Below are 24,223 nucleotides of genomic sequence, written 5' to 3'. Positions count from 1 at the left end.
GCTTCAACCCAACTAGGGTTCGTCTGTAACACACCAAGAGGTCGCACTCCCCGTGCAAAACATCCGTGCTTCAACCCAACTAGGGTTCGTCTGTAACTACTCCTCGTCGAGATGGATGGGATTCGTGTCGCCCGCTTCAACCCAACTAGGGTTCGTCTGTAACTCGGCGAAGATAGACGTCCACACGTTGGGGTCAGCGCTTCAACCCAACTAGGGTTCGTCTGTAACCATGCCCAATTCAGGGGCACACAACGTTCTATGCACTGCCCACACTCAACAGTTTCCGTCGACCTCCAATAACCCCCAAACCCCTGGAGGTCGATGGAAATTTAGGAGAATCCTCAAAACGAATTTCCGAGAAGTCAAATTCATCGACGAGGCTCGCCGGGACGATCTTCGCGGCGATGATACCACGCGAAGGGGTCGGCGCACAGACGGCGAAGAGGTAGACACCGCCGGCTTCGAGCAGGTGGTCGTGTTGGCTCCGTCGGAGTAAGAACCGTCCGCGGCGCTGCGCTTCGCCGTAGACGACCATCGCGCTCTTGATCTCGACGACAGTCCCGGGTTCGAGGAGACAGATGCCGACGAACGGAAGCTCACGACTCGACGTGAGTAACTCGGTGGTGAGCGCGTCGTGATGTTCGTGCTCGTGGTCCGAGACGTGACGCAGTTCTGTGTGGTCCTGGAGAAGCGTCGATTCGACGGTGTCTCCCGCCTTCCGAGAGGGCGCGAGACTCACGCAGACCACCCCGTGGAAGGACTATTTAAACAGCTAGTTAATTCCGAAACCCCTTCAAGAGTAAAATGTACAGATAGAGCCTGTACTACTAGTAATTTTAACTCCTGAAAGTGAGAAGTGGGACCGCTGAGAGTCGAACTCAGGTCCTACCGACCCCATCGGCAGAGGATACCACTACCCCACGGTCCCAGGGTGTATTCAAAGCGATGCGTGTCTTGCGGTTAAGCCCTTCGTTTCGTTGTGAGGTGGGGATGAGATGCCGTGCTACGAAACCGCACTGTCACATCGCGGTTCGACTCCATCGAACGCGTTTCGCGGGTGCACTTTTATCGCTCCGAAGACAACGACGGCACATGGCCACGTTACTCCAGAGCATCCCACTCGGCCTTCTCCCCGTCGTGTTGATGCTTGCAGTCCTCCTCGCGTTGGGCGTCGCAGTCGTCCGGTGGTGGTCGATTCGCCGCGGCTCAGAACCGGAACCACCGGCTGACCGCCCGGAGGAGTCACACGGCTATCCGTTGGCGTCGTGGCGCTACGTCTACGACCTCGACAAGTCTGATGCGAAACGAGAGGTGTCGTCGGTTCACGAGCAGGCGGAGATGCTCGCCGACGCGGAAAAGAAACGCCGAAGAAAGTAGCGCTTAGAGTAACACGGCTTCCAGCGAGACGACCTCGCCGGAGTCGGCATCGGCGTCGCCGACGAGTTCTCCGAGGCAGACGGCCGCTCCGTCGTCGGTGAAACAGGCCACGAGGTCGCCGCGGCTGGCGTCGTCGTCCACGTCGAACACACCGGGCGCGTAGACTGGTGCACCTGTTGCGACTTCGCGGGCGGCGCTTCGGGCGATAGTGACCGCCGGAAGGTGGGTCAGCGCCCGTTCGGCGGGCGAGACGATATCCCGAATCCAGGACTCGTCGCCCTCTTCGGCGAAGGCGAGCGCGTCTTTCAGGTCGTGGAGGTCAACGAGCGTCGAATCGTCGAAGGGGTCGGTCGCGGTGCGGCGCAGGTGGCCCATGTGGCCGCCGGTACCGAGTGCGAGACCGAGGTCGTGACAGAGTTTTCGGATGTAGGTTCCCGACTCACAGCGAATACACAAGAGCGCCTGTCGGTCCTGGACTTCGAGGAGGTCGAGGTCGTAAATTTCGCGGACGCGGAGACGGCGAGAGACAGCGGATTTCCGCGGCGGTTTCTGGTAGAGTTTGGTCTCGAACTCCGCGACGGTCGTCTCGATATCGGCAGGGGCAGGACCGTGGAGTTCGAGCACGGAAACGTACTCTTTCGAGCCTTCGAGAAAGACCTGCGCCATGCGGGTCGCGTCGCCAAGAAGGATAGGAAGACAGCCAGTCACTTTTGGGTCGAGCGTCCCCGAGTGGGCGGCGCGGTCGAGACCGGCCATATCACGGACCCACCCGGTCACCTGGTGGGCCGACGGCCCCGGCGGTTTGTCGAGGTTGACGACGCCGAACGAGAGCAGGTCGCCGACGCTTCTGTCTTCGGGTGGGTTGCGGAGCATGGTCAGAAGTCGTAGCGGACGCCTTCGACGGGGTATTTGCCTTCGTCGTCCGCGGCGTCGTACGATTCGACGGCGGCGGTGATGATTTCCGGTACTTCCGTTTCGCCCCAGCGAGCCGTGTTGAGTGCGATATCGTAGATAGAGAGATCGGTGATGTCGATATCGTAATACTCGTCGTAGCGGAGCTTCTCGCTTTCCTCGCGGGTGACAGTCTCGTCGCGGGCGACGTCGATGGCTTTGCCCTCGCGGTCGGCGATCCGTTTTGCACGGACGGCAACCGGCGCGTCGAGCCAGAACCGAAGGTCGGCGGCGTCTCCGGCCAACCATCCGGCGAGTCTGGATTCGAGGAGCACGTCGTTGCGTTCGAGCGCGATGGTTCGGAGACGACGGTCGAGGTCGCGGTCGATTTGGTCGTCTTCCTCGGCGAGTTTGTTGAACTCGACGGCGGTCATGTCGCGCTCCGCGGCGAGTTCTCGGAAGATGTCTCCACCGCTTATGTGTTCGAGGTCGAACGCCTCGGCGAGCGCGGCGGCGGTCGTACTCTTTCCACTGCCCGGCGGTCCGGAGACAGTTAGTAACATATCCATGCTCGGTGGGGTTGCCTAAAAGAGGTTATCGTTGGCGACGGTCTCTGTGGTGACTTCTCACAGCCGCCAGGCGACCGCTCGGTCGGTGGTGCTCGAAAATCGTGAACAGATCGGTAGATGCGGTGGGCAGTCGGCGCGTCCGCTTAGGACGCCGACGGCGACATGTCGATGTTGAGCGCCTTGCGGATGATCTGGGTGAAGCCCATCGAGCAGAGGAAGTACCAGACAATCCACGCCTGCATGGGTCCGAGAACGCCCTCGGTCCACTCGACGGTCCCCTTGAGCGGAAGGACGAGACTCTCGACCTGAATGTGCGGCTGGGCGTTCCCGCCGACGCCGATAGCCCAGTACATCCAGAGGAACGCCGGGATAGTGAGGAACATGATCCAGACCATCGGGCGGAACTGCTCTTTGAACATCCCCATCTGGTCACCCATGGCTTCCATCTGCTCTTCCTGAATTTTCTCCAGTGCCGCGTCGTCACCGCGTTCTTTGGCGTCCTTCTGTCGCTGTTGGATGTCCTTCATCCGCTCTTGGTACTTGCCCATCTTCTCCATGTCCATGAGATTCGCCTGCAGGAGCGTGGAGTAGAGACCGGTCGCGAGCGCGATTACCATCACGACGGCGTAGAACGGGAGCATCTCGGCGACCGGCCCGAGCGCGAGGTCCATGGCCCCACCGATGAGATTTCGGACTTCGGAGACCGAGTAGCCGAGGAACAGGCCGACGGTCACGACCGCCGCACCCTTATCGTACTTCGACCACGAGGAGCCACCGGTGTCGATGGAGACCGACGAACCACTTGACCCGGACGACGAGCCGTCGTCTTCGAGACCGGCGCGAGTCGCCGCCGCGTCGGCAAGCCGGAAGCCTTCGTCGCCATCGACGAGGATTCCCTTCTCGATAAGGCGGCCCCACTGGCCGCTCGTGAGCTCGTCACGAACGTCAGCCCACGCGACTTCTCCGTCGTCCGCCCGTTCGAGGACGGTATCGACGGCGGCGCGCATGTCGGCGTCAGAGCCGACGAGGTCGCGCACCCTAGATTCGATTCGTGCCATTACGACCCCTTTAGCAACCGGCCGTTATCAAGGTTTTACTCTCCGGCCGAGCCGACACACAGCGACCGCTGGTGTGTCGAGTCGTCCGTTGGCGGCGAAAAAAGCGGCTGTGCGCGTCGATTACGCGTCGATTACGCGTCGTCGAGCGTGTCGGCGATGTCGTCGAATACTTCGTCTGGCGTCTGTTCGCCGTCGACTTCGACGAGAACGCCTTCGTCGCGGTAGTGTTCGATTACGGGTTCGGTGTTTTCCTCGAAGACCGAAAGCCGCTCGCGGACGGTCTCTTCGGTGTCGTCGTCACGCTGGATGAGGTCGCCGCCGCAGTCGTCGCAGACGCCCTCTTCTTCGGGCTGGTTGAACTTCACGTGGAAGTTCGTGCCGCAGTCGTCACAGACCCGGCGACCGGTGAGCCGCTCGACGAGTTCCGATTCGGCGACCGTGAGGTAGAGAACGGCGTCGAGGTCGGCGATTTCGGAGAGGTATTCGGCCTGCGAGAGATTGCGCGGGTAGCCGTCGAGGACGTAGCCGTCGGCGTCTTCGAGTGCGGCTTCGACGATTTCGTTGACGACCGCGTCGGGGACGAGTTCGCCCTTCTCCATGAACGACCGAGGCGTTCCGAACTCGGTTTCCATGTCCTTGTTCGCACGGAGCGCGTCACCCGTCGTAACGTGCTCGATGTCGTACGTTTCGGCGAGTCGCTTCGACTGTGTGCCCTTACCTGCGCCCGGCGCTCCGAGCAGGAGGATGCGCTTTCCCATAGATACCACCATCCGGCGAGAGCATATAGTGTTGAAGATACCTGCTCAGTTCTGCGACAGACTTCGTCAGAGGATACGGAATATATTGCACCGATTCACGGACTAAATCACTAAACGACCCGGAACCAGCCGATAGTATCGGATATAATTGCCGATTCCACCGACGCGAGGCGATACGTTCAACGGGTCGGGTCGCATCACACCATCCAATGAGCGATTCGTTACGCATGCGCGACGCGCTCCAAGTGGCGTTCGCCCGCGCCTACGGTCGCTGGCGCGCCCTCGAACGCGGGTGGCGAGCGACCGTCCTCAGTCTCGGAGTCATAGCCGCTATCGCCGTGGTTGGGCCGTGAGCGACGGGGCACTCGCTCGCGTTGGCCGTCTCGCTCCGGGTCTCGCCCTCCTCGTCGTCCTCGCTGGCGGCGCAACAGTCGTCGCTGGGGCAGTCCCCGGCGTCAACGCGCTCCTCCTCGGCGTCTTTTTCGGCGCGGTCGTCGCCAACACCGTCGGCCTGTCCGACTGGGCGCGCCCCGGCGTCGAGACGCAGAAACTCCTCCTCGAAACCGGCATCGTCCTCCTCGGCGCTCGAATCGCGCTCGACGAACTCGTCGCGTCGGGACCGGCGCTCGTCGCCCTCGTGGTCGCCACGGTCGTCGCCGGCGTCGTCCTCGTCGAAGTCGTCTCCGGGCGCGTGTTCGACCTCGCCGACGAAACCGGGTCGCTCCTCGCGGCCGGAGCGAGCGTCTGCGGCGTCTCGGCGGCCACCGCTATCGCTGGGACTATCGACGCAGACGGCGAGGCGCTCGCACACGTCGTCGCCGCGGTCCTGCTCTTCGACGCACTCACGCTTGCCGCGTTCCCGATTGCTGGCGACCTACTTCCCCTCAGCGGCCGTCAGTTCGGCGTGTGGGCCGGGTTGAGCATGTTCAGCACCGGACCGGTGACCGCCGCGGGGTTCGCACACTCCGAAATCGCCGGCCAGTGGGCCACCGTGACGAAACTCGCACGCAATTCGATGCTCGGCCTCGTCGCGCTTTGGTACGCCATTCGCTACGCCGATGGGGACACGAGCGGTCTCCGGTCTCTGTTCGAAGGCGTCCCGAGATTCCTCGTCGGGTTCGGACTCGTCGCTCTCATCGCAAACCTCGGCATCCTCTCGGGAGACGCGCTGACCGCGGTCGGAACCGCCAGCGACGCCCTCTTCGCGCTCGCGTTCGTCGGTCTCGGGCTGGATATCCGCCTCGCCGCGATGCGGAAGACGGGCGTCGCCCCGCTCGCCGTCCTCGGCGTGCAACTACTGGCTATCAGCACGTTGGCGCTCACAGCGGTGCTCCTGTTTTTCTGACGAACCACTGCACCGAGACGCGGGTCGTTTTTGTACCGAGCGAGAGTAGCCACGCCCATGACTCGATTCGAGGCCGACACGCCCCGCGAGCGCCGGAAACTCTTCGCCGATGCGGTCGTCGCCCACCGCAACCGCGGCAGCGCATTTCTCACCATCGAGGCCGACCGCAACCCCGACATCGACGGAGAGGGACCCGGACCGTGGATTCAGTTCGCCGAAGAGACGTTCAACATGGACGTGACAGACGAGGAACTCGACAGACTCAAAGACCTGCTCTCCGAGTTCCCCGACTTCCGAATCGACCAACTCGAAAGTCCCGACGAGGCGGAGGGAACGAATATTAAAATCACCGCTCGCTCGGACGCAAACCGCCTCGCGGGCTTTGCAGACCGCGTGTTTCAGGCGGTGTACGACCGCGACGACGACTACAACGCGTGGGTCTGCGCAATCTGAGGGACAGTTCACCGAATACACCGGCTCGGGACTCCCGCCTCGACGATAGACTGGTTCGGTGCGTCCGTCCCGACCACAGGCTGGTTCGGGACTCCTACCTAGACCACAAACCAGTGCAGTACTTCTCCTCCGACGAATCGGACGGACGTCACCTTTAGTTGGCGAATATCACCGGTTCGTCGCTACTGTTTGGGAACGTCTAAACCGTTTGCCTCCCAAATTAGCGACATGAATTCCCGACGGTCAAATTGTGAATCGGGACCGTCCGTTCCGGCACAATCCCGTTCCGCCGGGTCGAACCACTTACTGCACACCCCCGCATCAGGGATTTCAGACGATGACTGAACACGTCGAACCGCTGTTTTTACGACCGCTGCTTCCGCTTGCGAACGAAACGGATGCGGAACGCACTTGCGAAGTCGCACTGCCTCGAATCGCCGCCGCAGGTGGACGCGCATCGGTCGTCCACGTCATCGAAAAAGCCGGCGGCGCACCGGACAAAGCGAGCGTCGAACAGCGCGAGGCGGTCGCAGACCGTGTGTTCGACATCTGTCGCCGGGCCACCGACGAGGCCGGTATCGACCTGCACACCGACCTTCGGTTCGACACCGACGTCGGCGATTCCATTCTTGCGGCCGCAGACGACATCGACGCGACGGCCATCGTGTTTACTCCTCGCGGCGGTCGGTCGTGGTGGGACCTGTTTTCCGGTGCGGTTCGGAAGCGCCTTGTCCGGGATAGCGACCGCCCCGTGGTCGTCCTACCGGCTCCGGACGCAGACGCCACTGCCGACGAGGAGCGTGAGACATGACAGACGAAGAACTCGCAAAAGACCTCGGCCCACTCGCCGCCTTGACCATCGGCGTTGGGACGATGATTGGAGCGGGTATCTTCGTCCTCCCGCAACAGGCGTACAGTATCGCCGGGCCTGCGGTCGCACTGTCGTTCGTCGTCGGCGGTGTCGTCTCAATTTTCACCGCGCTTTCGGCGTCCGAACTCGGAACCGCGATGCCGAAAGCGGGCGGAAGCTACTACTACGTTAACCACGCTCTCGGACCGCTATTCGGCTCTATCGCGGGCATGGGAAACTGGATGGGACTCGCGTTCGCGTCCGCGTTCTACGTCATCGGATTCGGTGATTTTCTCGCCAGTGTCGTCTCGATTCCGGCGATACAACTCGGGGTTCTCTCGTTGTCGTCAGTTCAGGTCGGCGCATTCATCGCCGGACTCCTGTTTATCGGCATCAACTACGTCGGTGCGAAGGAGACGGGCGCGCTACAGGTCGTTATCGTTCTCCTGCTCGTCGCCATCCTCACCGTCTTCTCAGTGCTCGGATTCCTCCAAGCGGACCTCTCGACGCTCCGGCCGTTCGCGCCGAGCGAACTCGGCGGATACGGGGCGGTCCTCCCCGGCACGGCACTGGTGTTCGTCTCGTTCCTCGGCTTTGCGAAGATTACGACCGTCGCAGAGGAGATCAAAAATCCGGGTCGAAATCTCCCGCTCGCGGTCGTCGGGTCTGTCCTCATCGTCACTACGATGTACGCCATCCTGATGGTCGTCATGGCGGCAGTCAAGCCGTGGCAGGCACTCGCCGCGGACGGTGCTGACCCCGTCGTCGAAGTCGCACAACTCTCCTTCGAGGCCGCGCTCGGACTCGGCGGTGTCGGTGCCGGTCTCATCATCTTCGGCGGCCTGCTCGCAACCGCGTCGAGCGCAAACGCATCGATTCTCGCCTCGTCACGCATCAACTTCGCAATGGGCCGTGACAAACTCATCACCCCGTGGCTCAACGAGATTCATCCGCGGTTCGCCACGCCGTACCGCTCTACCGCGGTCACCGGACTTATCATCCTCTTTCTCATCGGCATCGGCGACATCAAGATACTGGCGAAGGCCGGAAGCGCCCTGCACCTTATCGTCTACGGCCTGCTCAACCTCGCGCTCATCGTGATGCGCGAGTCCGACGCACCCGAGTACGAACCCGAGTTCACCGTGCCGCTGTACCCGATTACGCCGATTCTCGGCGCGGTCTTCTCGTTCGGTCTCATCAGGTTCCTCGAACCAATCGAAATCGCCCTCTCGTTCGGCTTCGTCGGCTTCGGCGTCCTCTGGTATCTCGTCTACGCCCGTGGAAAGACCGAAAAGCGGGGTATCCTCTCGAAGTACGTGCTCTCGCGCTCCGACGCGATGCCGGACGCGGCCGTCTCCGCGGCATCGACGGTACAACCCGACGGTGGCTATCGCGTCATGGTTCCGCTTGCGAACCCCGAAAGTGAACACGACCTCGTCTCGCTCGGCGGGGCTGTCGCAAAGGCACACGGCGGGACGCTCGTCGGCATCCACATCGTTCAAGTGCCAGACCAGACGGCGCTCGAATCCGCCCGTGAGGAGTACGACTTCTCGGAAGCGGACCAACTACTCGAACAGGCGCGGCTCGACGCCGACGAACTCGGCGTAGACATCGAGACGCACACCGTTCTCTCGCACCGCTCGTTCGAGGAAGTGTTCGACGCCGCCGAGTCGTACGGTGCCGACCTCGTCGTGATGGGGTGGGGGACCGACAGCCACGGCGCACCAGGCCGGGCCGAAAGCGCCTTCGAAGAGATGAGTCGCACGCTCCCTTACGACGTGTTGGTGTTGAAAGACCGCGGGTTCGACCCGTCGAGCGTGCTCGTCCCGACCGCCGGCGGCCCGGACTCGGACCTCTCTGCGTCCATCGCATCGGTGCTCCGCGAGTTCTGCGGGGCCGAGGTGACGCTCCTCCACGTCGCAGACGAGACGCAGGAAGGCGAAGCGTTCCTCCGCAAGTGGGCGGACGACCACGGTCTCGGAGACGCCGAGTTGACCGTCGAGACGGGCGACGTCGAGACGGCTATCGAAAACCACGCAGACGACGCATCGCTTCTCGTCATCGGGGCGACAGAGCGCGGACTCCTGTCACGTCTCGTCCGCGGCACGCTCGTCATGGATGTCATCGACGACGTCGGCTGTTCGGTCCTGCTGGCCGAACGGAGTCGCACCCGCAGTCTCCGCGAGCGACTCTTCGGCTAACGCCGCTCGGACAGTCCGCGTTCGACGTCGCGTGCGGCCCTTGCGCGCTCGCCGCGGCACATTTGTCTCTCGCCTGCGTAGCGGAGGGTATGTCGGAGCAATCAGGGCTGGCCTGCGATGACGTACAGTTGCTCGTCGAGGCGACTGACCGCCGCATCGACGTGGGTGAGGTGACGCTCCACGCCGTTGAGGCGGGACCGGAAGACGGCGAGCTAGTCGTCCTCCTACACGGGTTTCCGGAGTGTTGGTACGGCTGGGCGGACTATCTGCGTCCGCTCACGGATGCGGGCTACCGAGTCGTCGTCCCCGACCAGCGCGGCTACAACCTCAGTGACCGCCCCGACGGAATCGAGTGGTACAGCATCGACGAACTGGCCGGTGACGTCGTCGGGCTACTCGACGCACTCGGCCGCGAAAAGGCACACATCGTCGGACACGATTGGGGTGCCGCCGTCGCGTGGTGGACCGCGCTCCACCATCCCAACCGGGTGCGGTCGCTCACGGCGATTAACCTCCCGCATCCGACGGTCTTCACGCGGCACCTCAAGCGCGACCCCGCACAGCAACTCCGCAGTTGGTACGTGTTGTTCTTCCAGATGCCGAAGCTTCCGGAACTCCTCGGTCCGCTCGGTGATTGGGCCGTCTTAGAGCGGACGATGACGGACTCCGCGCTTCCCGGAACGTTCTCGCCGGAGGATATGGAGCACTATCGTTCGGCGTGGTCCGTTCCCGGCGCGTATCAGTCGATGGTCAACTGGTACCGAGCGGTCGTCCGCGAGCGTCCGCAACCGAGAGCCGAGACGGTTGACGCTCCGACTCTCGTCGTCTGGGGGTCCCGCGACCGATTCCTGCGGTCGAAGATGGCGAGAGAGAGTCTGTCGTTTTGTTCCGACGGCCACCTTCGGACGTTCGACGAGGCGACCCACTGGGTACACCACGAAGAACCGGTCGTCGTCGCCCGCGCGATTATCGAACACCTCGACGACGCGTGGCGGACACCGAACAATACACCCGACGAGACGGGCCATCGACCAGTCTAAATCACGAGATACGTCGTCACCCCGGAGGCGGCAGTATTTGTCGCCACCTACATTCACCTATATAGGTCCATCGAGGGGACTTAGCGAGGTTCTTGTACGTCCGGCTTTCAGGTCGAGTTGACGCGGTTGCAGTCCGGTGGTGGGACTTTCATACCCCTTCGAACCGTCTCCGCGTCCTTCTTCATGAGCAGGGACGGGGGACCGTCCCACTTTCACCCGCGGAGTCGCCACGTCGCCGCTCAATAGTCTCGTCTCGCTCGGCGTTGACGTCGGCATCTCGCCGCCGCCGGCGGATGAGTACGTTCTTACTCGCGGCCCCCTCACATCGGATATGACCGACCTCGGAAAGGTCAATCGTGACTTCTTCGACGAGTACATCTATCCCCGTCTCGGGGCCGCCCGAGACGACGTGGCCCTCGGTCCGGCACACGGCGTCGATTTCGGCCTTCTCGACATCGACGGGACCGCGGTCGCACTTGCGACCGACCCCATCTCCGTGCTTCCGGCGCTCGGCTTCGAGCGTGCGGGCCGATTCGCAATCGATATCGTCCTCTCTGATATCGCCGTCTCCGGTCTCGACCCGTCGCATCTCGCCGTCTCGTTCACGCTCCCACCGGAGATGACGGACGCGGAATTCGCCGACCTTTGGGGCGCGATGCACGACGAAGCCGACGACCTCGGCGTGAGTATCGTCACCGGCCACACCGCCCGCTACTCGGGGTGTTCGTACCCGTGGGTCGGCGGCGCAACCGCCCTCGCAGTCGGCGACCACGACGACGTGATTCGCCCCGACGGCGCGCGACCCGGCGACGACGTGCTCGTCACCAAGGGTCCGGCGGTCGAGACGACCGGCCTCTTGACGACGCTCTTTCCCGACGGGTTCGACGGTCTCGACGCCGAAACCCTCGCAACCGCACAGGAGCGACTGGACGAGACCGACGCCGTCCGTGACGCGATGACCACGTCGGCCGCCGGCGGCTCCGGCGTCCACGCGATGCACGACGCCACCGAGTGCGGCGTCTACGGCGCGCTCAACGAAATCGCGGGAAGCGCCGGCGTCCAACTGGAAATCGACGAATCGAGCATCCCGTTCTGCCCGGGCGTCCGCGAGGTGTGTGAGTTCCTCGACATCGACCCGTGGCGCTCGACTACCGCGGGGTCGCTCGTCATCGCGACTGACCCCGCCGTGACGGACGACGTAATCGCCGCGCTCAACGCCAGAGGCACCCCGGTCGGCGTCGCTGGCACTGTCATCTCCGGCGAGGGCGTCGTCATCGACGGCGAACGCATCGACCACCCCGACGTGGACCCGTCGTGGGAGGCCTACGACCGACTTGCCACGCAAAGCGAGACGGCAACCAGCGACTCCGACAAACCCGAGCCGTAGCGTCGCCAGCGAAACACTCTGCTACTGCACCCAACTGCGCCCGAATCGAGCGATGAACCGCCAAAAAGCCCACGCCGTGTGGGTCGTGAATCTACTTGTCGTGTGCCGGCTTAGCAAGCTACATGGATAATGACGAACACACTGCCGAAACCGCTCGGGAGATGGATGCGTCGGACCCGCTTTCCGACCTCCGAGAGCGATTCTACATCCCCGAGGACTGCTTGTACATGGACGGCAACTCGCTCGGCCTCTTCTCGAAGGACGCCGAGGCCGCTCTCGAACACGTCGTCGAGGAGTGGCGCGAACATGCGATTCTCGGGTGGACCGACGCCGACCCCGATTGGCACACCTACGGCGAGCGACTCGGGGAGCGCCTCGCCTCGCTCGTCGGCGCGGCCCCCGAGGAAGTCGTCGTCGCCAACTCCACGACGGTCAACATCCACACGCTCGTCGGGACGTTCTACGACCCTGACCGCGGCGAGAAAATCGTCGTTGACGACCTCGACTTTCCGACCGACCACTACGCCATTCGGGCGCAACTCCGTCAGCGCGGCCGCGACCCCGACGAAGCCCTCCGCGTCGTCGAAAGCCGCGACGGGCGGACAATCGAGACCGAAGACGTGCTCGCGGCCATCGACGACGATGTCGGAATGGTGTTTCTCCCATCGGTTCTCTACCGGAGCGGCCAACTGTTCGACATCGAGGCGATTACCGAGGCGGCCCACGACGCTGATGCACTCGCCGGATTTGACCTCGCACATTCGATTGGGACCGTCCCGCACGACCTCTCCGAGGTCGGCGTCGATTTCGCGGTCTGGTGTCACTACAAGTACCTCAACGCCGGTCCCGGCGCGATTGCTGGTCTCTACGTCAACGAGCGCCACTTCGGCGTGACGCCCGCGCTCGCCGGCTGGTGGGGCAACGCGAAGGAGACGCAGTTCGACATGTCACTGACCTACGACCCCGCCCACTCGGCCGCCGCGTTTCAGACCGGAACGATTCCGATTCTCTCGACTGCACCGCTCGATGGCGCACTCGACATCGTCGAAGACGCCGGTGGCGTGGCCGCGCTCCGCGAGAAATCGCTCGCGCTCACCGACTTCCTCATCGAACTCGTAGACGAGCGACTCCCCGAGTGCGAGGTCGGCACGCCACGGGACCCTGCTTCCCGCGGTGGACACGTCGCGGTCGAACATCCCGAAGCGTACCGCATCAGCCTCGCGCTCAAGGAGCGCGGCGTCGTCGTGGACTTCCGCCAACCGAACGTCGTTCGCATCGCGCCGATTCCATCCTACGTCGGCTTCGAAGATGTCTTTCGGACGGTCGAGCATCTGCGGGAGGTTCTGGATGCCGAAGAATACGAATCGTTTGAACGGAAGCGCGGCGGGGTGACGTAAGTATAGAAGAGACGCAGACGCCGGAAGAGACGCAGACGCCGTAACAATCGTGTCTTGTCAGTCGATACGCGTCTCGCCAGCCAATTCGACTCTCTACCAGTCGATAACCTCTTTATCGCGCCAGAACCTCCCCGACGGACTGCCCGCTTCGAATCTCGCAAGCCACGTCGGCGTCTCGGCACCTTTCTCTACAGACCGGTCGGCTTCCTCGCCGCCCATGTCGGTTCGGACCCAGCCGGGACAGACCGAGTTGGCGATGAGACCGTCGTCGCCGTACTGTCCGTCGAGGTAGACGGTGAGACCGTTGAGACCAGTCTTCGAGATTCGATACGAGGGAGCGCCGCCAGATTGTCCCTCTTCGAGCGCGCCCATCCCGGACGAGACGTTGACGACACGACCCGCGTCGCTCTGGAGGAGGAGCGGCACGGCGTGTTTGCACAGGAGCATCGGCCCGCGGAGGTTGACGGCGAGGGTGCGGTCGATTTTGTCTGTCGGTTCGGCGACGATGTCTTCGCCGTCGCCGCCAATACCTGCGTTGTTGACGAGGATGTCGAGTTTCCCCTGGTCGGCGAAGATGCCATCGACGACGTCCTCGATGTCGCCCGCTTGGGTCACGTCGAGGAGGACGCGCTCTGTCCCGTCGGGCGTCTCGTTCGTGACGCTTCGGGACCCAGCGTAGACCGTCGCGCCGAGGTCGCGGAGGTTTGCGGCGATTTCGCGGCCGATTCCTCGGTTCGCGCCGGTGACGAGCGCAACCTGTCCGTCGAGGTCGTCGTAGACGGTTGGTTCCATAGGCGACACTGTGGACTCGGCAAGGATATTCTCACCGAAGCGGCGCGAGCGGTCGCCGACGCGCATCACACTTCGAGGTCCAACGCTCGGAACTCGTCGCCGTTCCACTCGTGTGCGGTGGCTCGGCCGTCGGGGTGACAAATCAGATAGACGTACCCCGGCCACGACGCCTGTTCTCTGTCGGCGTCGCTCGGAAACGGGTCGGTATCGGGGTGTGAGTGATAGAAGCCGACGATGTCGTCGTCCTCGGATTCGGCTTCCTCGAAGGCGGCGACGGTCTCTGTGGGGTCTCGTTCGGTACCCTCACGAGCGTGCGAGCGTATCGACGTCGAAGCGGACGGTTCGAGAGCGAGGCTATTCGAAGTCACGGCGCATCGCAATCTCGAACCACGGGCAGAGACGCAGTTGGCGGTACCACTTGGGGTGGTCGTTGAGGTGCTCGTAATCGACCCAGAGCATTCCCGCGATTTCGTCTTCGTCGGGGTCGAGGCTAGTGTCTTCGAGCGTGACCTTCAGGACGGCACAGACCTCCCACTCCAGTCCGGAGTTGCCGTAGTAGCGCTTGTACTCGAACTTGTCCGTCACGCGCAGGTCGGAGTACTGGTCGGGCGTGATGCCGAGTTCCTCTTCGAGGCGTTCTTCGGTCGCCTCCTTTTGGGTTTGACCCTCGACGGGGTGGGAGGCGACGGTGCCGTCCCAGTGGGTGTCCCACAGACGCTTGCCGGGTGCGCGCTGGGCGAGAAGCAGTTGGTCCTCCTCGTTGAAGACGAGACACGTAAACGCACGGTGGCGGATGCCGTCGCCCGTGTGGGCTTCGAGTCGGTTGACGAGCCCTTGGGCGTTGTCGTCGGCGTCAACGGCGATAACATCTTGCTTCGCGTTCTCGTGGGGTTCCGTGGCCTCGCCGGCCTGTGCGTCGCTCATGTCCGTCTCGTCTTCGTCGGGGGTAAACTAAGCTTCGATGCCGGACGGCGTCTGGCGTCGGTTAGCTGATGCGCTCGTCGAGAATCAGGCGCGTCTTCGTGCTCTTTACGTCGTCGTGCTCGCGCGCACGGGTGATGAGGTCGTTGACCGCCCGCGTGTCCGCCGCGTCAACGACGAGTACGATGTCCTCTTCGCCGGAGACCTGCCAGACGAAATCGACGTCCTTCCACTCGGCCATTAGCTCCGAGACGTCGTTCGTGTCTACGTCCACCGCGACGGTTACTTCGACCATCGCTTTCAGGTTCCCGGTCCGGGTTGCGATGGTGAAGCGTTCGATGACGCCCTCGTCAACTAACCGTTCGACGCGGTTTCTGACGGTCCCTTCCGAAGTTCCGACTTCGGCCGCAATCTCGGTGTTCGGGGTCCGAGCGTCCCGTCGAAGGATATCGAGGATGCGTCGGTCCAACTCGTCCATACCCCACGTGCCAGCCGCAGTGACTTACCGATTACGAATTTCGTAACTCGGCTTCGAAAGCAACACTTATGCACCCGTGTTCCGTTCGTTTCTCGTAATGTCGGACGCCTATCTGGCCTTGGAAGACGGTCGCGTGGTCGAAGCACGTGGTCGTGCTCCGGGTCGCACACGCGGGGAACTGGTGTTCACAACCGCATACACCGGGTACGAAGAGAGTTTGACTGACCCCTCCTACGAGGAACAGGTCCTCACCTTCTCGTACCCCCTCATCGGAAACTACGGCGTCCGAGCCGAGCGATTCGAGTCCGACCGTGTCCACCCTCGTGCCGCCGTCGCACGCGAGTTCACTGACGAAGTCGTTTCGTGGCTCGCCGAAGAGGGTATCCCGGCAGTCGACCACCTCGACACCCGCGACCTCGTGACGTCGATTCGTGAGGAGGGTGCGATGAAGGTCGGAATCGCCGCTGGCGAGGACGCGACCCCCGAAGACGCGAAAGCGGAACTGGCGAAATGCAAGGGCATGAGCGACCACGTCGATATCGGCGCACAGGTCTCGACGCCCGAACTGACGACGTTCGAAGGCGACGGTGACACGACGGTCGCGCTCGTTGACTGCGGCGCAAAGCAGTCTATCGCCGACTCCCTCGTCGAACGCGGCGCGACGGTTCACGTGCTCCCTTACGACGCGAGCGCCGAGGACGTGTCCGCACTCGAACCCGACGTGCTCTTCATCTCGAACGGTCCCGGTGACCCGAAGAACTACACGGCGACGCGCGAACTCGTCGAGGACTTTGCGGGAGAGATTCCGCTCGCAGGCATCTGTCTCGGCCAGCAAATCGTCGCCAGCGCACTCGGCGGCACGACCGAGAAGATGGCCTTCGGGCACCGCGGCGTCAACCAACCCGTCCGCGACCTTCAGACCGGCAAAGTCGTCATGACGACGCAGAATCACGGCTACACGGTCGCGGACCCCGGCGAGCACCTCGACGTGACGCAGATTAACGTCAACGACGACACCGCCGAAGGTCTCGAAAGCGAGGAACTGGACGTCATCACCCGTCAGTACCACCCCGAGGCGCACCCCGGTCCCCACGACTCTCTGGGCTTTTTCGACGACGTGCTCTCGATGTCCGACTCGGCGGGAAACGGCCGTAAGCGTCGAATTATCGCGGACTAATCCGCTCGCGCAAGCAGTCACCGTCTCGCTCTCCGCTCGTTTTTCGCCTCGTAGCCTTTGGTATCGGCCACTGCGCCGATGCCGAGTCGTGGGTCGGTCAGGTTTCGGTCTCGGAGAAACCATCAAACAGTTGCGCGACCTACTTTCAGTGATGGACGGCGCATCGCTCATCGAGCGCGGGTTCGACGAACTCCCCGCGGAGGTTGCCCTCCTCGACAGACAGGGGGATATCGTCTACACCAACCGCGCGTGGCGGACGTTCGCCCACGCCAACGACTACGTCGGCGACGTCACCTCCATCGGTGAGAACTATCTCGACGTGTGCGACGCCGCGAGCGACACCGACGAACTCGCGGGGGCCGTCGCAGACGGTCTCCGGTCGCTACTCCGGGGTGAGCGCGATTTGTTCACCGCGGAGTATCCGTGTCACTCGCCGTCGGTCTACCGGTGGTTTCTGCTTCGAGCGGTTCCGTTCGACACGCCGAGACACGGTCGTTTCGCCCTCGTCGTCCACCTCGACATCACCGACAGGCGACTCGCCGAGTTGCAGGTCAACGAGAAGAACCGACAGCTCTCGGCGCTCGTTACCGTTCTCTCGTCGGAACTGAAGCCGCCGCTCGAATCGGCGATGGAGTCGGCCACGCGACTCGTGGGGCTTGACGGAAACGACGCCATCGCGCTCTCGGAGGCGCTTTCGCGTATCCGAACCGTCATCGACCGAGGAATCGGTCTCGTCACGCAGGCAAACGCGGTCGAACTCGAAACGGTCGCGTTTCGAGAGTGTGCGATGCAGGCGTGGCGCGAGTTCGACGAAGACACCGAGTCGTCGTTTCGCGTCGTCGGCGACGGGACGCTCTCGGCGGATTCCCACCTGCTCGGACTACTCATCAGGTCGCTTCTGACGAACAGCATCCGCCGGAGTTCGGTGCCCGGGTACCCCACGGAGATGCTGGTCGGCACGACGGCCGACGGCTTCTACGTTGACGACGACGGGCCGCGTCCCTCGGCCAGAGAGCAGGCGACGACGAACCCGGACCAACTGCTCGGGGTTGACTACGAGTCGGTACAGCTGTCGGTTGCGGGTCGAATCGCCGACCTCCACGGCTGGACGTTCAGCGTTTCGAACTCGGAACTTGGCGGTGCCAGATTCGGAGTGACCGGCGTCGAATGGCTGTGAGAAGACCGTTCCGCTCGTCGCTTCCGAGATTACGAGAGGTCGGCTTCCATCACGAACGTCGGTTCGTCGGCGACGTCGCTTCGGGTCGCCGACGCGTCAGATACCCAGCGGACGCTCTCGGGAACGAGGACGCGCGTCCGGTCGGCACCGACGGATGCGGCATCGCGCCGAACGGCGTCCATAACGGCCCGACAGGCGTCGAGGTCGTCCCACGCGGCGACGGCGTACTCGGCCCACGTCACTTCGCCTTCGTCTTCGAGTTCACGCGAGTAGGTTCGGTTCCGGTACGTGAAGCCGCTGGTGTTGTCGTCGCCGACGACGAACAGTCGGTCGTCGGCCGCGGCGTCGTGTACCCGCTCGCGGGTTAGTTCCGACAGCGCCCACGACTCGTCGGGGTCGAGCACGAGACCGGACAGCGCGGTTCGCATCTCGCTTCCGGTCCACAGCGCCCACGCGGCATCGGCATCGTCGGTGACCGAGAGCGCAGGCGTCGCGTCGGAATCCGGTTCGGGCGTCGCCCACCGAAACTCCGCGCCCGGGTCGAAGCCGACACTGCGGGCGTTCGAGAGACTCGGTGAATTCCACGAGTGAATCATATTCCGCACTCGCCGTGCGCCCTGCTGGCGCGCCCAGTCGAACAGCGCGTGGGTCAGATGAGTCGCAATCCCCTGTTCGCGGTAGTCGGGCGCGACGCGCATCCCTTGCGCCCAGCCTTCGTACGCCGAGAGCATGACGACCTGCGCGATGGCCGCAATCTCGTCAGAGGGCGTCTCGTCGCCCATGTCAACGAGGAGCGTCGCCTGTTCGGGGTCGTCGGGGGCAATCCACTCGTGGTAGATGTCCGGGATGTAATCCGACCCGCCGCGGTCGGCCCACGTATCGCGTGTGAAGGCGGCGACCGCGTCGTAGTCGTCCGGTCGCGCGGGTCGTACCTCCATTAGCTCACTCCCACGGAACCGACCGCTCGGTGAGTTCGCCTTCGAGATTCCGACCCATCGCGTCTTCGGGGTCGCTGAGGTTCGCAAGCGCCCACATGAGTTTCACCTTCGCCGTGCCGGGGAGGGTGTCGCCCGCTTCGATGACGCCCGCATCGAGCAGGTCGCGGCCGGTGTCGTACACGCGGTCGCAGACGCGGCCTTCGAGGCACTGCGAGGTCATGGCGACGACCGTCCCGTCTTCGACGAGTTCCTCGATTCGAGGGATGAGGTCGGTGTGGATGTGGCCGAGTCCGGTACCTTCGATGATGAGACCGGACTTCCCGTCGAGGTAGTCGAGCGCGGCGGGGTCCATTCCCGGCGTGAACTTCATCAGTTCGACGTCCGCGTCGAGGTCGGCGTGGAGCGCGAGGTCCGCTTCGTCGCGGGCGGCGTACTCGCGGCGGAACGTGACAGTCTCAGATTCGTAATCGACTTCCCCGAGCGGTTTCGCGCCGATTGTCCGGAACGCATCGCGCCGAGACGTGTGGTTCTTGCGGACGCGCGTGCCCTCGTGGAGCGCGCACACGTCGTCGGACTCCGAGGCGTGCATACAAATCATAACCTCGGCGGCGTCGGCCTTCGCGGCCTCGACGGCGCAGACGGCGTTCATCACGTTGTCGGACGACGGCCGGTCCGCCGAGCGCTGACTGCCCGTGAAGACGATTGGAACGGGCGTGTCAAGCATGTACGATATCGCCGATGCCGAAAACTGCATCGTGTCGGTTCCGTGCATGACGACGACGCCGTCGGCACCCGCCTCGATCTCTTCGGCGATGGCCTCCGCGAGGGCAACCCACACGTCGGTCGTCATGTTCTCCGAGAGGATGTTGGCGACGACGCGCCCGCGGTAGTTGGCTCGGCCCGCGAGGTCCGGCACAGCGCGAAGCACGTCTTCGGCGTCGAACTGTGCCGTCACGGCACCCGTGCGGTAATCGACGGTCGAAGCGATGGTTCCACCGGTCGAGATGAGCGAGATGGTCGGCAGGTCCTCGTCGAACTCGATCTCGGAGGTGCTGTCGTCGTCGGACTGTGCGTCTTCGATGTCGTAGACGTCCGATTCGAGAACTTCGACATCCGCACCGTCGCGCTCGATGCCGACGTTGTAGCCGCCGTCGAGTTTGACGACGAGATAGTCCTCTGTGGAAGACGGCATGAGCACGCCTTCGTTTGTAACGTCCGCGCGGGTGACGCGGACACGGTCCCCTGCGTTCATATCGCGGGATACCGCGGGGTCGGACTTCAAACCCACCTTTTACCGTTCGAGTCGGCTTCGGTGGCTCGCGCACGGCGAAAGTATGACAAACAGAAGCCATTTTATGGAGAAGCGTATCGGCTACAGTATGCTCCCTCGTGTACTCCTCCAATCAGGTGGTGGCGGTGCGCTCTTCTTTATCATCCTCATCCTCCTTCTCGGGATGGTTATCTGGACGTACAGCGACGCGAGGCGAAACAGCACGCACCCGGCGTTTCTCTGGGCGGTCGTCGTCTTTCTCGCGCCGCTTCTCGGCATCGTGCTGTACATCCTCCTCGGACGGAACGCCTAGCGACGCGACGAGACCCCGGACCGTCTTTTTGACCGCGCTATCCAACTCGGGACAGCACAAGAGCCATCACCCTTGCTCTCGTCCTGTCACGCATGCAACGGTCGGACCAACGGGAGTCTGAGCAGTCGGTAGACGATGTCCTCTCGGAGTTGACCCGCGACGGCGACGAATCGACGGCGACGGCTCAATCGACGGGTGGCGACGGCGGCCGGTTGGGCGGGTACTTCTCCCCGCGCGCGTTCCTCGCGGCGCTGTTCCTCTCTATCGGCGGCCTCGTCGTCGGCGGTTCAGTCCCGATTGTCGGGTTCATCGGTCGCTTCGTCGGTATCGCCGCCGCCGGATTCCTCATCGGTCTCGTCGGGTCGAATCGACGCTACGCCGAAATCGGAGTCGCAGGAGCTATCGCCGCCGGTCTCGCGTTCGTTCTCTCGACGCTGTTCTCGGTGTTCGCGCCCGTCGCGGTCGATTTACTCGCTGAGTACGGCGTCGTCATCGCTGGCGCGGGCGCGCTGGGTGGCGGGATTGCCGGACTCGTCGGACACTACTTCGGGCGCGACCTGCGGAACGGGCTGACACAGGAGATATAGGAACCGAAATTGCATCGGCGTCGGTGTCGGACTATTCTGGACGCCGAATGATGAATGGCGACTGGCGAGTGACGACTGGTGCTCAATCGATTCGCCAGCCGTCGCCGTCCGTGGCGACGAGACCGCCCTCTTCGAGATGCTGTAGTGCCGTATCGACGACCGCCGGGTCCGCGTTCAGGTCGTCTGCGACGCCGCGAACCGTCTGCGAGCCGTTTGCGAGCGAGGCGAGAATCTCGGCGTAAAACCGGCTGTCAGAATCGACGCCGAGACGGTCGTTGATACGGTCGAGGATTTCGGTGAGCCGTCCCTGTACCCACCGTTGGGCCAGCGATAGTTCGTTGTCGAGGTCTTCGAGTTTGCCGAGTTCCCGCGCCAAATCGGAGATATCGTCCGTTTCGGGGCGCTCGACTTCGAGCAACACGTGCGGACACCGGCCGGCCATGTCGAGGCTCGGACTCGGTGGGTAGGCACTCTTCGCGCCGAATCCGTACGGCGAGACGTTCACCTCGAGTCTGAGGTTCCGAGAGATGTTGAAGTACTTTCGCCGCTGGTCGTCGGTCCGAGACTCGATGAGTCCCGCGTCCTCCAATTTCCGGAGGTGGTCGATGACGGCCTTGGGGCTGACGCCGAGGTACTCGCTAATCTCGGTTACGTAGCACGGTTTGTGCGAGAGCAACCGCAGGATTCGGCGGCGGTTTTCGTTCCCGAGTAGGTCTAGCAGTACCGCGGAGTCCATTATCTGCTCATAGACTATGAGCGGCCAAAAGCCTGACTCATGTGGTACTCGCCGCAGTCGGTCGATTAGCTATTCTGACGACTCGGAGCCACGTCCGAGAGTCGGTCGAACGACCGCGCCGCGAGCGCGACCGAGACGACAGAGAGACCGACCGTGATTGCGGCGAGGAGCAGGCCAGCGTCGTACTTCAGCGGGGGATAGTAACCGAAGCCGTAGTCGAACACGTCGTTTACGAGCGCGAGGACGAGCGCGAAGCCGAGTGCGCCGTTCGTCGTCGTGCCGTAGCGAGGGACGACGACGGCGAGTGCGAGGAAGCCCGCGTGCGTGAACATGATTCCCCAGTAATCCCAGAGCGCGGCTCCCGAAAACCCAACGTAGAGGTCCGGACGGAGGTTGAGCGCGACGACCGTCCAGATGCCGTATTTGACCAACCAGACGAACGCGAGCGTGTGCAGGTACGCGAGTGGTCTGTTGACCGGTGCGTCGGCGACGCGTCGGCCGAGGTTCGGGAGGAGCGTCGCGGCCGAGAGCGTCATCAACGCGAGCGCGGTCGGCGAGTCGCCGAAGAGCGGATAGAGGAACGTCGGCAGGTCGGAGAGCGCGGGGTCGGAGTGGACGTAGAAACTGATTCCGACGAGGAACGCGGAGGCGTTGAGAACGAGAAAAACGACGAGACTCGGGCCGTTTCCGAGGTAGTACTCGACCCACTCGTCGATAGCCACGTCGAGGTCGTCTCGCAGGCGCATCGCCGAGTCGGACGCGGCGGTGAAAGAAAAGGCCGTCGGGGCGGCGCGCCACGCGATGCAGTCTCACCCACTGCCGAGAACAAAGGACAATTAGCCCGGGGTGTCGAACCACTGAGCATGAACGCAGCCCTCATCATTCTCGACGGCTGGGGTCTCGGCGAGCACGACCACCGCGATGCGATCAAAGCCGCGGACACGCCGAACTTCGACCGCTACCGCGACACCGGAGCGTTCGGGACGCTCATCGTTGACGGCCGACGCGTCGGTCTCCCGGACGGCCAGATGGGCAACAGCGAGGTCGGCCACCTCAATATCGGCGCTGGCCGCGTCGTCAAGCAGGCATACACCCGCATCGGCGACAGCATCGAAGATGGCTCGTTCTACGAGAACGAAGCCATCACGGCCGCCTACGACCACGCCGAAGAGACCGGCGGCCGCGTCCACCTCATGGGACTCGTCTCCGACGGCGGCGTCCACTCCGACCAAAAGCACCTCCACGCGCTCATCGAACTCGCCGCCGACCGCGGCGTCGAAGCCGTCTCTCACGCCTTCACCGACGGCCGCGACACCAGCCCGACCGGCGGCGAGAAATACCTCGCCGACCTCGAAGCCGTCGCGGACGAACAGGGAACCGGCGAGGTCGCAACCGTCTCCGGACGCTACTACGCGATGGACCGCGACCAAAACTGGGAGCGCACCAAGCGCGCGTACGACGCCATCGTCAACCGCGAAAGCGAGTGGTCCGCAGCGACGGCCGTTGACGCCGTCACCGAATCCTACGACCGCGGCGACACCGACGAGTTCGTCGAGCCGACGCTCGTTGCCGACGCGCCCGCGCTCGAAGACGGCGACTCGGTCATCTTCTTCAACTTCCGCGCGGACCGCGCGCGCCAACTCGTCCGAATGCTCTGCGACATCGAACCCGACTGGGCGTTCGAGACGACGCCGCCGGAGATTCTCATGACGACGATGACGCAGTACGACAAGACGTTCGACGTGTCCGTCGCGTTCCCGCCGGAGCAACCCGAAGACACGCTCGGCGAGGTGCTCGCCGAGGCGGGAATGACGCAGATGCGGATGGCCGAATCCGAGAAGTACCCTCACGTCACGTACTTCCTCAACGGCGGCCGCGAAGTCGAGTTCGACGGCGAAATCCGGAACATTATCCAGAGTCCGGACGTTCCGACGTACGACCTCCAGCCCGAGATGTCCGCGGTCGAACTCACCGACGCGGCCATCGACATCGTCGAGACCGACGACCCGAACGTGATGGTCCTCAACTACGCGAACCCCGACATGGTGGGCCACACCGGTGACTACGAGGCCGCCATCGCGGCCGTCGAAGCCGTCGATACACAACTCGCTCGCCTCGTCGAGACCGTCCGCGCCCACGGCGGGCACGTCTGTATCACCGCCGACCACGGCAACGCCGACGATATGGGCACGGAAGACGATCCACATACGGCACACACCTTCAATTCGGTCCCGTTCGTCTATCTCGCGGCCGAGGACAGCGAAGCACCTCACGATGCGGACACGGAGACAGAACAGAGTTCGGAGACAGAGACGGGACAGGGTTCGGATACGGGAACGGAGTCGGTCGCCGACCGGCCGCTCTCTGGCGGTCGCACCGTCCGCGACGGCGGGTCGCTCTGTGACATCGCGCCGACGCTTCTCGAACTCGTCAAACTCGACCAGCCGTCGGCGATGACCGGCGAATCACTGCTGGAATAGGGCCGCAACCGACCGCGACACGGGTTTC

The 24,223-nt window shown here is 63.5% G+C and carries 27 protein-coding genes and 1 tRNA gene; 14 read left to right on the top strand and 14 right to left on the bottom strand.

Annotated features, from left to right (window positions below; all coding sequences use genetic code 11):
• Positions 1 to 256: 256 nt before the first annotated feature.
• Positions 257 to 739, bottom strand: coding sequence for a hypothetical protein (locus tag C440_RS05445; protein ID WP_241431996.1), 483 nt, complete (start codon positions 737 to 739; stop codon positions 257 to 259).
• Between the two features lie 118 nt (positions 740 to 857).
• Positions 858 to 928 (bottom strand) — tRNA-Pro (locus C440_RS05440).
• A 164-nt stretch (positions 929 to 1,092) separates the two neighbouring features.
• Here C440_RS05440 and C440_RS05435 point away from each other — a divergent pair.
• Positions 1,093 to 1,377 (top strand): hypothetical protein, encoded by a 285-nt coding sequence (locus tag C440_RS05435; RefSeq protein ID WP_008319036.1) that lies wholly within the window; start codon positions 1,093 to 1,095, stop codon positions 1,375 to 1,377.
• Between the two features lie 3 nt (positions 1,378 to 1,380).
• On the opposite strand, the gene C440_RS05430 is transcribed toward C440_RS05435, so the two are convergent.
• The 4 genes from C440_RS05430 to C440_RS05415 form a co-directional block, all read right to left on the bottom strand.
• On the bottom strand, positions 1,381 to 2,250 hold the full coding sequence (locus C440_RS05430; RefSeq protein ID WP_008319035.1) for an RNA-guided pseudouridylation complex pseudouridine synthase subunit Cbf5: 870 nt from the start codon (positions 2,248 to 2,250) through the stop codon (positions 1,381 to 1,383).
• Between the two features lie 2 nt (positions 2,251 to 2,252).
• Positions 2,253 to 2,831 (bottom strand): (d)CMP kinase, encoded by a 579-nt coding sequence (cmk, locus tag C440_RS05425; protein WP_008319034.1) that lies wholly within the window; start codon positions 2,829 to 2,831, stop codon positions 2,253 to 2,255.
• Positions 2,832 to 2,980: 149 nt separating this feature from the next.
• On the bottom strand, positions 2,981 to 3,895 hold the full coding sequence (locus C440_RS05420) for a DUF106 domain-containing protein (protein ID WP_008319033.1): 915 nt from the start codon (positions 3,893 to 3,895) through the stop codon (positions 2,981 to 2,983).
• A gap of 131 nt (positions 3,896 to 4,026) precedes the next feature.
• Complete coding sequence (locus C440_RS05415) at positions 4,027 to 4,653, bottom strand: adenylate kinase (RefSeq protein ID WP_008319031.1); 627 nt, start codon at positions 4,651 to 4,653, stop codon at positions 4,027 to 4,029.
• Between the two features lie 209 nt (positions 4,654 to 4,862).
• On the opposite strand from C440_RS05415, the gene C440_RS17475 reads away from it, so the two are divergent.
• The 8 genes from C440_RS17475 (at position 4,863) to kynU (ending at position 13,326) form a co-directional block, all read left to right on the top strand.
• Complete coding sequence (locus C440_RS17475; RefSeq protein ID WP_161605912.1) at positions 4,863 to 5,006, top strand: hypothetical protein; 144 nt, start codon at positions 4,863 to 4,865, stop codon at positions 5,004 to 5,006.
• Positions 5,003 to 5,998 (top strand): YeiH family protein, encoded by a 996-nt coding sequence (locus tag C440_RS05410; RefSeq protein ID WP_008319029.1) that lies wholly within the window; start codon positions 5,003 to 5,005, stop codon positions 5,996 to 5,998. Before C440_RS17475 ends, C440_RS05410 begins: the two co-directional genes overlap by 4 nt.
• Positions 5,999 to 6,055: 57 nt before the next feature.
• On the top strand, positions 6,056 to 6,451 hold the full coding sequence (locus C440_RS05405; protein ID WP_008319027.1) for a hypothetical protein: 396 nt from the start codon (positions 6,056 to 6,058) through the stop codon (positions 6,449 to 6,451).
• A gap of 337 nt (positions 6,452 to 6,788) precedes the next feature.
• Positions 6,789 to 7,262: a universal stress protein gene (locus C440_RS05400; protein WP_008319024.1), complete on the top strand. Its 474-nt coding sequence runs from the start codon at positions 6,789 to 6,791 to the stop codon at positions 7,260 to 7,262.
• Complete coding sequence (locus tag C440_RS05395) at positions 7,259 to 9,502, top strand: amino acid permease (RefSeq protein ID WP_008319021.1); 2,244 nt, start codon at positions 7,259 to 7,261, stop codon at positions 9,500 to 9,502. Before C440_RS05400 ends, C440_RS05395 begins: the two co-directional genes overlap by 4 nt.
• 89 nt (positions 9,503 to 9,591) lie before the next feature.
• Entirely contained in the window at positions 9,592 to 10,542 is a 951-nt protein-coding gene (locus tag C440_RS05390; RefSeq protein ID WP_049915382.1) for an alpha/beta fold hydrolase, read from the top strand.
• A 331-nt stretch (positions 10,543 to 10,873) separates the two neighbouring features.
• The gene (locus C440_RS05385; protein ID WP_008319017.1) at positions 10,874 to 11,929 is read left to right on the top strand and encodes a HypE family hydrogenase expression/formation protein; all 1,056 of its coding nucleotides are present in this window, start codon (positions 10,874 to 10,876) and stop codon (positions 11,927 to 11,929) included.
• Positions 11,930 to 12,051: 122 nt separating this feature from the next.
• The gene (gene kynU / locus C440_RS05380; RefSeq protein ID WP_049915380.1) at positions 12,052 to 13,326 is read left to right on the top strand and encodes a kynureninase; all 1,275 of its coding nucleotides are present in this window, start codon (positions 12,052 to 12,054) and stop codon (positions 13,324 to 13,326) included.
• Between the two features lie 93 nt (positions 13,327 to 13,419).
• Here kynU and C440_RS05375 read toward each other — a convergent pair whose 3' ends face one another.
• The 4 genes from C440_RS05375 to C440_RS05360 all read right to left on the bottom strand — a co-directional run bounded on the left by C440_RS05375 (position 13,420) and on the right by C440_RS05360 (position 15,517).
• Positions 13,420 to 14,118, bottom strand: a complete 699-nt coding sequence (locus tag C440_RS05375; protein ID WP_049915385.1) for an SDR family NAD(P)-dependent oxidoreductase — start codon at positions 14,116 to 14,118, stop codon at positions 13,420 to 13,422.
• A 65-nt stretch (positions 14,119 to 14,183) separates the two neighbouring features.
• Positions 14,184 to 14,486: a Mov34/MPN/PAD-1 family protein gene (locus C440_RS05370; protein ID WP_008319011.1), complete on the bottom strand. Its 303-nt coding sequence runs from the start codon at positions 14,484 to 14,486 to the stop codon at positions 14,184 to 14,186.
• A complete protein-coding gene (locus tag C440_RS05365) occupies positions 14,473 to 15,042 on the bottom strand; it encodes an NUDIX hydrolase (RefSeq protein ID WP_008319010.1) in 570 nt (189 codons plus the stop codon). Before C440_RS05365 ends, C440_RS05370 begins: the two co-directional genes overlap by 14 nt.
• A 61-nt stretch (positions 15,043 to 15,103) precedes the next feature.
• A complete protein-coding gene (locus tag C440_RS05360; protein WP_008319008.1) occupies positions 15,104 to 15,517 on the bottom strand; it encodes an Lrp/AsnC family transcriptional regulator in 414 nt (137 codons plus the stop codon).
• Positions 15,518 to 15,614: 97 nt separating this feature from the next.
• On the opposite strand from C440_RS05360, the gene carA reads away from it, so the two are divergent.
• Both carA and C440_RS05350 read left to right on the top strand, forming a co-directional pair.
• Positions 15,615 to 16,694, top strand: coding sequence for a glutamine-hydrolyzing carbamoyl-phosphate synthase small subunit (gene carA, locus C440_RS05355; RefSeq protein WP_049915378.1), 1,080 nt, complete (start codon positions 15,615 to 15,617; stop codon positions 16,692 to 16,694).
• A gap of 151 nt (positions 16,695 to 16,845) precedes the next feature.
• On the top strand, positions 16,846 to 17,871 hold the full coding sequence (locus C440_RS05350; RefSeq protein ID WP_008319005.1) for a PAS domain-containing protein: 1,026 nt from the start codon (positions 16,846 to 16,848) through the stop codon (positions 17,869 to 17,871).
• A 29-nt stretch (positions 17,872 to 17,900) separates the two neighbouring features.
• On the opposite strand, the gene C440_RS05345 is transcribed toward C440_RS05350, so the two are convergent.
• Positions 17,901 to 18,809: a GNAT family N-acetyltransferase gene (locus C440_RS05345; RefSeq protein WP_008319002.1), complete on the bottom strand. Its 909-nt coding sequence runs from the start codon at positions 18,807 to 18,809 to the stop codon at positions 17,901 to 17,903.
• 4 nt (positions 18,810 to 18,813) lie between these two features.
• On the bottom strand, positions 18,814 to 20,061 hold the full coding sequence (gene gatD / locus C440_RS05340) for a Glu-tRNA(Gln) amidotransferase subunit GatD (RefSeq protein WP_008319000.1): 1,248 nt from the start codon (positions 20,059 to 20,061) through the stop codon (positions 18,814 to 18,816).
• 127 nt (positions 20,062 to 20,188) lie between these two features.
• Here gatD and C440_RS05335 point away from each other — a divergent pair, with 127 nt between their 5' ends.
• Both C440_RS05335 and C440_RS05330 read left to right on the top strand, forming a co-directional pair.
• The gene (locus C440_RS05335; protein ID WP_049915375.1) at positions 20,189 to 20,392 is read left to right on the top strand and encodes a PLDc N-terminal domain-containing protein; all 204 of its coding nucleotides are present in this window, start codon (positions 20,189 to 20,191) and stop codon (positions 20,390 to 20,392) included.
• A gap of 92 nt (positions 20,393 to 20,484) precedes the next feature.
• Positions 20,485 to 20,979, top strand: coding sequence for a hypothetical protein (locus C440_RS05330; protein ID WP_008318996.1), 495 nt, complete (start codon positions 20,485 to 20,487; stop codon positions 20,977 to 20,979).
• An 82-nt stretch (positions 20,980 to 21,061) separates the two neighbouring features.
• Here the strand turns inward: C440_RS05330 and C440_RS05325 are convergent, their stop codons facing one another.
• Together C440_RS05325 and C440_RS05320 are read right to left on the bottom strand one after the other, a co-directional pair.
• Positions 21,062 to 21,715, bottom strand: coding sequence for an ArsR/SmtB family transcription factor (locus C440_RS05325; RefSeq protein WP_008318994.1), 654 nt, complete (start codon positions 21,713 to 21,715; stop codon positions 21,062 to 21,064).
• 65 nt (positions 21,716 to 21,780) lie between these two features.
• Positions 21,781 to 22,461: a DUF1405 domain-containing protein gene (locus tag C440_RS05320; RefSeq protein WP_008318992.1), complete on the bottom strand. Its 681-nt coding sequence runs from the start codon at positions 22,459 to 22,461 to the stop codon at positions 21,781 to 21,783.
• A 117-nt stretch (positions 22,462 to 22,578) separates the two neighbouring features.
• Here C440_RS05320 and gpmI point away from each other — a divergent pair, with 117 nt between their 5' ends.
• Positions 22,579 to 24,195 carry a 2,3-bisphosphoglycerate-independent phosphoglycerate mutase gene (gpmI, locus tag C440_RS05315; protein ID WP_008318990.1) on the top strand — a complete coding sequence of 539 codons (1,617 nt, stop codon included), beginning with the start codon at positions 22,579 to 22,581 and terminating at the stop codon, positions 24,193 to 24,195.
• Positions 24,196 to 24,223 lie beyond the last annotated feature (28 nt).

Source organism: Haloferax mucosum ATCC BAA-1512 (assembly GCF_000337815.1).
GTDB lineage: Archaea > Halobacteriota > Halobacteria > Halobacteriales > Haloferacaceae > Haloferax > Haloferax mucosum.
Note: the sequence above shows the minus strand (reverse complement) of the source record. Positions and strands in the feature narration are given on the sequence as shown.

What these genes read in the sequence shown, in the direction of transcription:
- C440_RS05385 (WP_008319017.1), top strand. Translation starts at nt 10,874, where the DNA reads ATGACCGACCTCGGAAAGGTCAATCGTGACTTCTTCGACGAGTACATC.
- C440_RS05420 (WP_008319033.1), bottom strand. Translation starts at nt 3,895, where the DNA reads ATGGCACGAATCGAATCTAGGGTGCGCGACCTCGTCGGCTCTGACGCC.
- C440_RS05345 (WP_008319002.1), bottom strand. Translation starts at nt 18,809, where the DNA reads ATGGAGGTACGACCCGCGCGACCGGACGACTACGACGCGGTCGCCGCC.
- C440_RS05400 (WP_008319024.1), top strand. Translation starts at nt 6,789, where the DNA reads ATGACTGAACACGTCGAACCGCTGTTTTTACGACCGCTGCTTCCGCTT.
- C440_RS05405 (WP_008319027.1), top strand. Translation starts at nt 6,056, where the DNA reads ATGACTCGATTCGAGGCCGACACGCCCCGCGAGCGCCGGAAACTCTTC.
- C440_RS05325 (WP_008318994.1), bottom strand. Translation starts at nt 21,715, where the DNA reads ATGGACTCCGCGGTACTGCTAGACCTACTCGGGAACGAAAACCGCCGC.
- carA (WP_049915378.1), top strand. Translation starts at nt 15,615, where the DNA reads ATGTCGGACGCCTATCTGGCCTTGGAAGACGGTCGCGTGGTCGAAGCA.
- C440_RS05375 (WP_049915385.1), bottom strand. Translation starts at nt 14,118, where the DNA reads ATGGAACCAACCGTCTACGACGACCTCGACGGACAGGTTGCGCTCGTC.
- C440_RS05395 (WP_008319021.1), top strand. Translation starts at nt 7,259, where the DNA reads ATGACAGACGAAGAACTCGCAAAAGACCTCGGCCCACTCGCCGCCTTG.
- C440_RS05435 (WP_008319036.1), top strand. Translation starts at nt 1,093, where the DNA reads ATGGCCACGTTACTCCAGAGCATCCCACTCGGCCTTCTCCCCGTCGTG.
- C440_RS17475 (WP_161605912.1), top strand. Translation starts at nt 4,863, where the DNA reads ATGAGCGATTCGTTACGCATGCGCGACGCGCTCCAAGTGGCGTTCGCC.
- C440_RS05360 (WP_008319008.1), bottom strand. Translation starts at nt 15,517, where the DNA reads ATGGACGAGTTGGACCGACGCATCCTCGATATCCTTCGACGGGACGCT.
- C440_RS05330 (WP_008318996.1), top strand. Translation starts at nt 20,485, where the DNA reads ATGCAACGGTCGGACCAACGGGAGTCTGAGCAGTCGGTAGACGATGTC.
- C440_RS05350 (WP_008319005.1), top strand. Translation starts at nt 16,846, where the DNA reads ATGGACGGCGCATCGCTCATCGAGCGCGGGTTCGACGAACTCCCCGCG.
- C440_RS05320 (WP_008318992.1), bottom strand. Translation starts at nt 22,461, where the DNA reads ATGCGCCTGCGAGACGACCTCGACGTGGCTATCGACGAGTGGGTCGAG.
- gpmI (WP_008318990.1), top strand. Translation starts at nt 22,579, where the DNA reads ATGAACGCAGCCCTCATCATTCTCGACGGCTGGGGTCTCGGCGAGCAC.
- C440_RS05390 (WP_049915382.1), top strand. Translation starts at nt 9,592, where the DNA reads ATGTCGGAGCAATCAGGGCTGGCCTGCGATGACGTACAGTTGCTCGTC.
- C440_RS05415 (WP_008319031.1), bottom strand. Translation starts at nt 4,653, where the DNA reads ATGGGAAAGCGCATCCTCCTGCTCGGAGCGCCGGGCGCAGGTAAGGGC.
- C440_RS05365 (WP_008319010.1), bottom strand. Translation starts at nt 15,042, where the DNA reads ATGAGCGACGCACAGGCCGGCGAGGCCACGGAACCCCACGAGAACGCG.
- cmk (WP_008319034.1), bottom strand. Translation starts at nt 2,831, where the DNA reads ATGTTACTAACTGTCTCCGGACCGCCGGGCAGTGGAAAGAGTACGACC.
- kynU (WP_049915380.1), top strand. Translation starts at nt 12,052, where the DNA reads ATGGATAATGACGAACACACTGCCGAAACCGCTCGGGAGATGGATGCG.
- gatD (WP_008319000.1), bottom strand. Translation starts at nt 20,061, where the DNA reads ATGAACGCAGGGGACCGTGTCCGCGTCACCCGCGCGGACGTTACAAAC.
- C440_RS05430 (WP_008319035.1), bottom strand. Translation starts at nt 2,250, where the DNA reads ATGCTCCGCAACCCACCCGAAGACAGAAGCGTCGGCGACCTGCTCTCG.
- C440_RS05335 (WP_049915375.1), top strand. Translation starts at nt 20,189, where the DNA reads ATGCTCCCTCGTGTACTCCTCCAATCAGGTGGTGGCGGTGCGCTCTTC.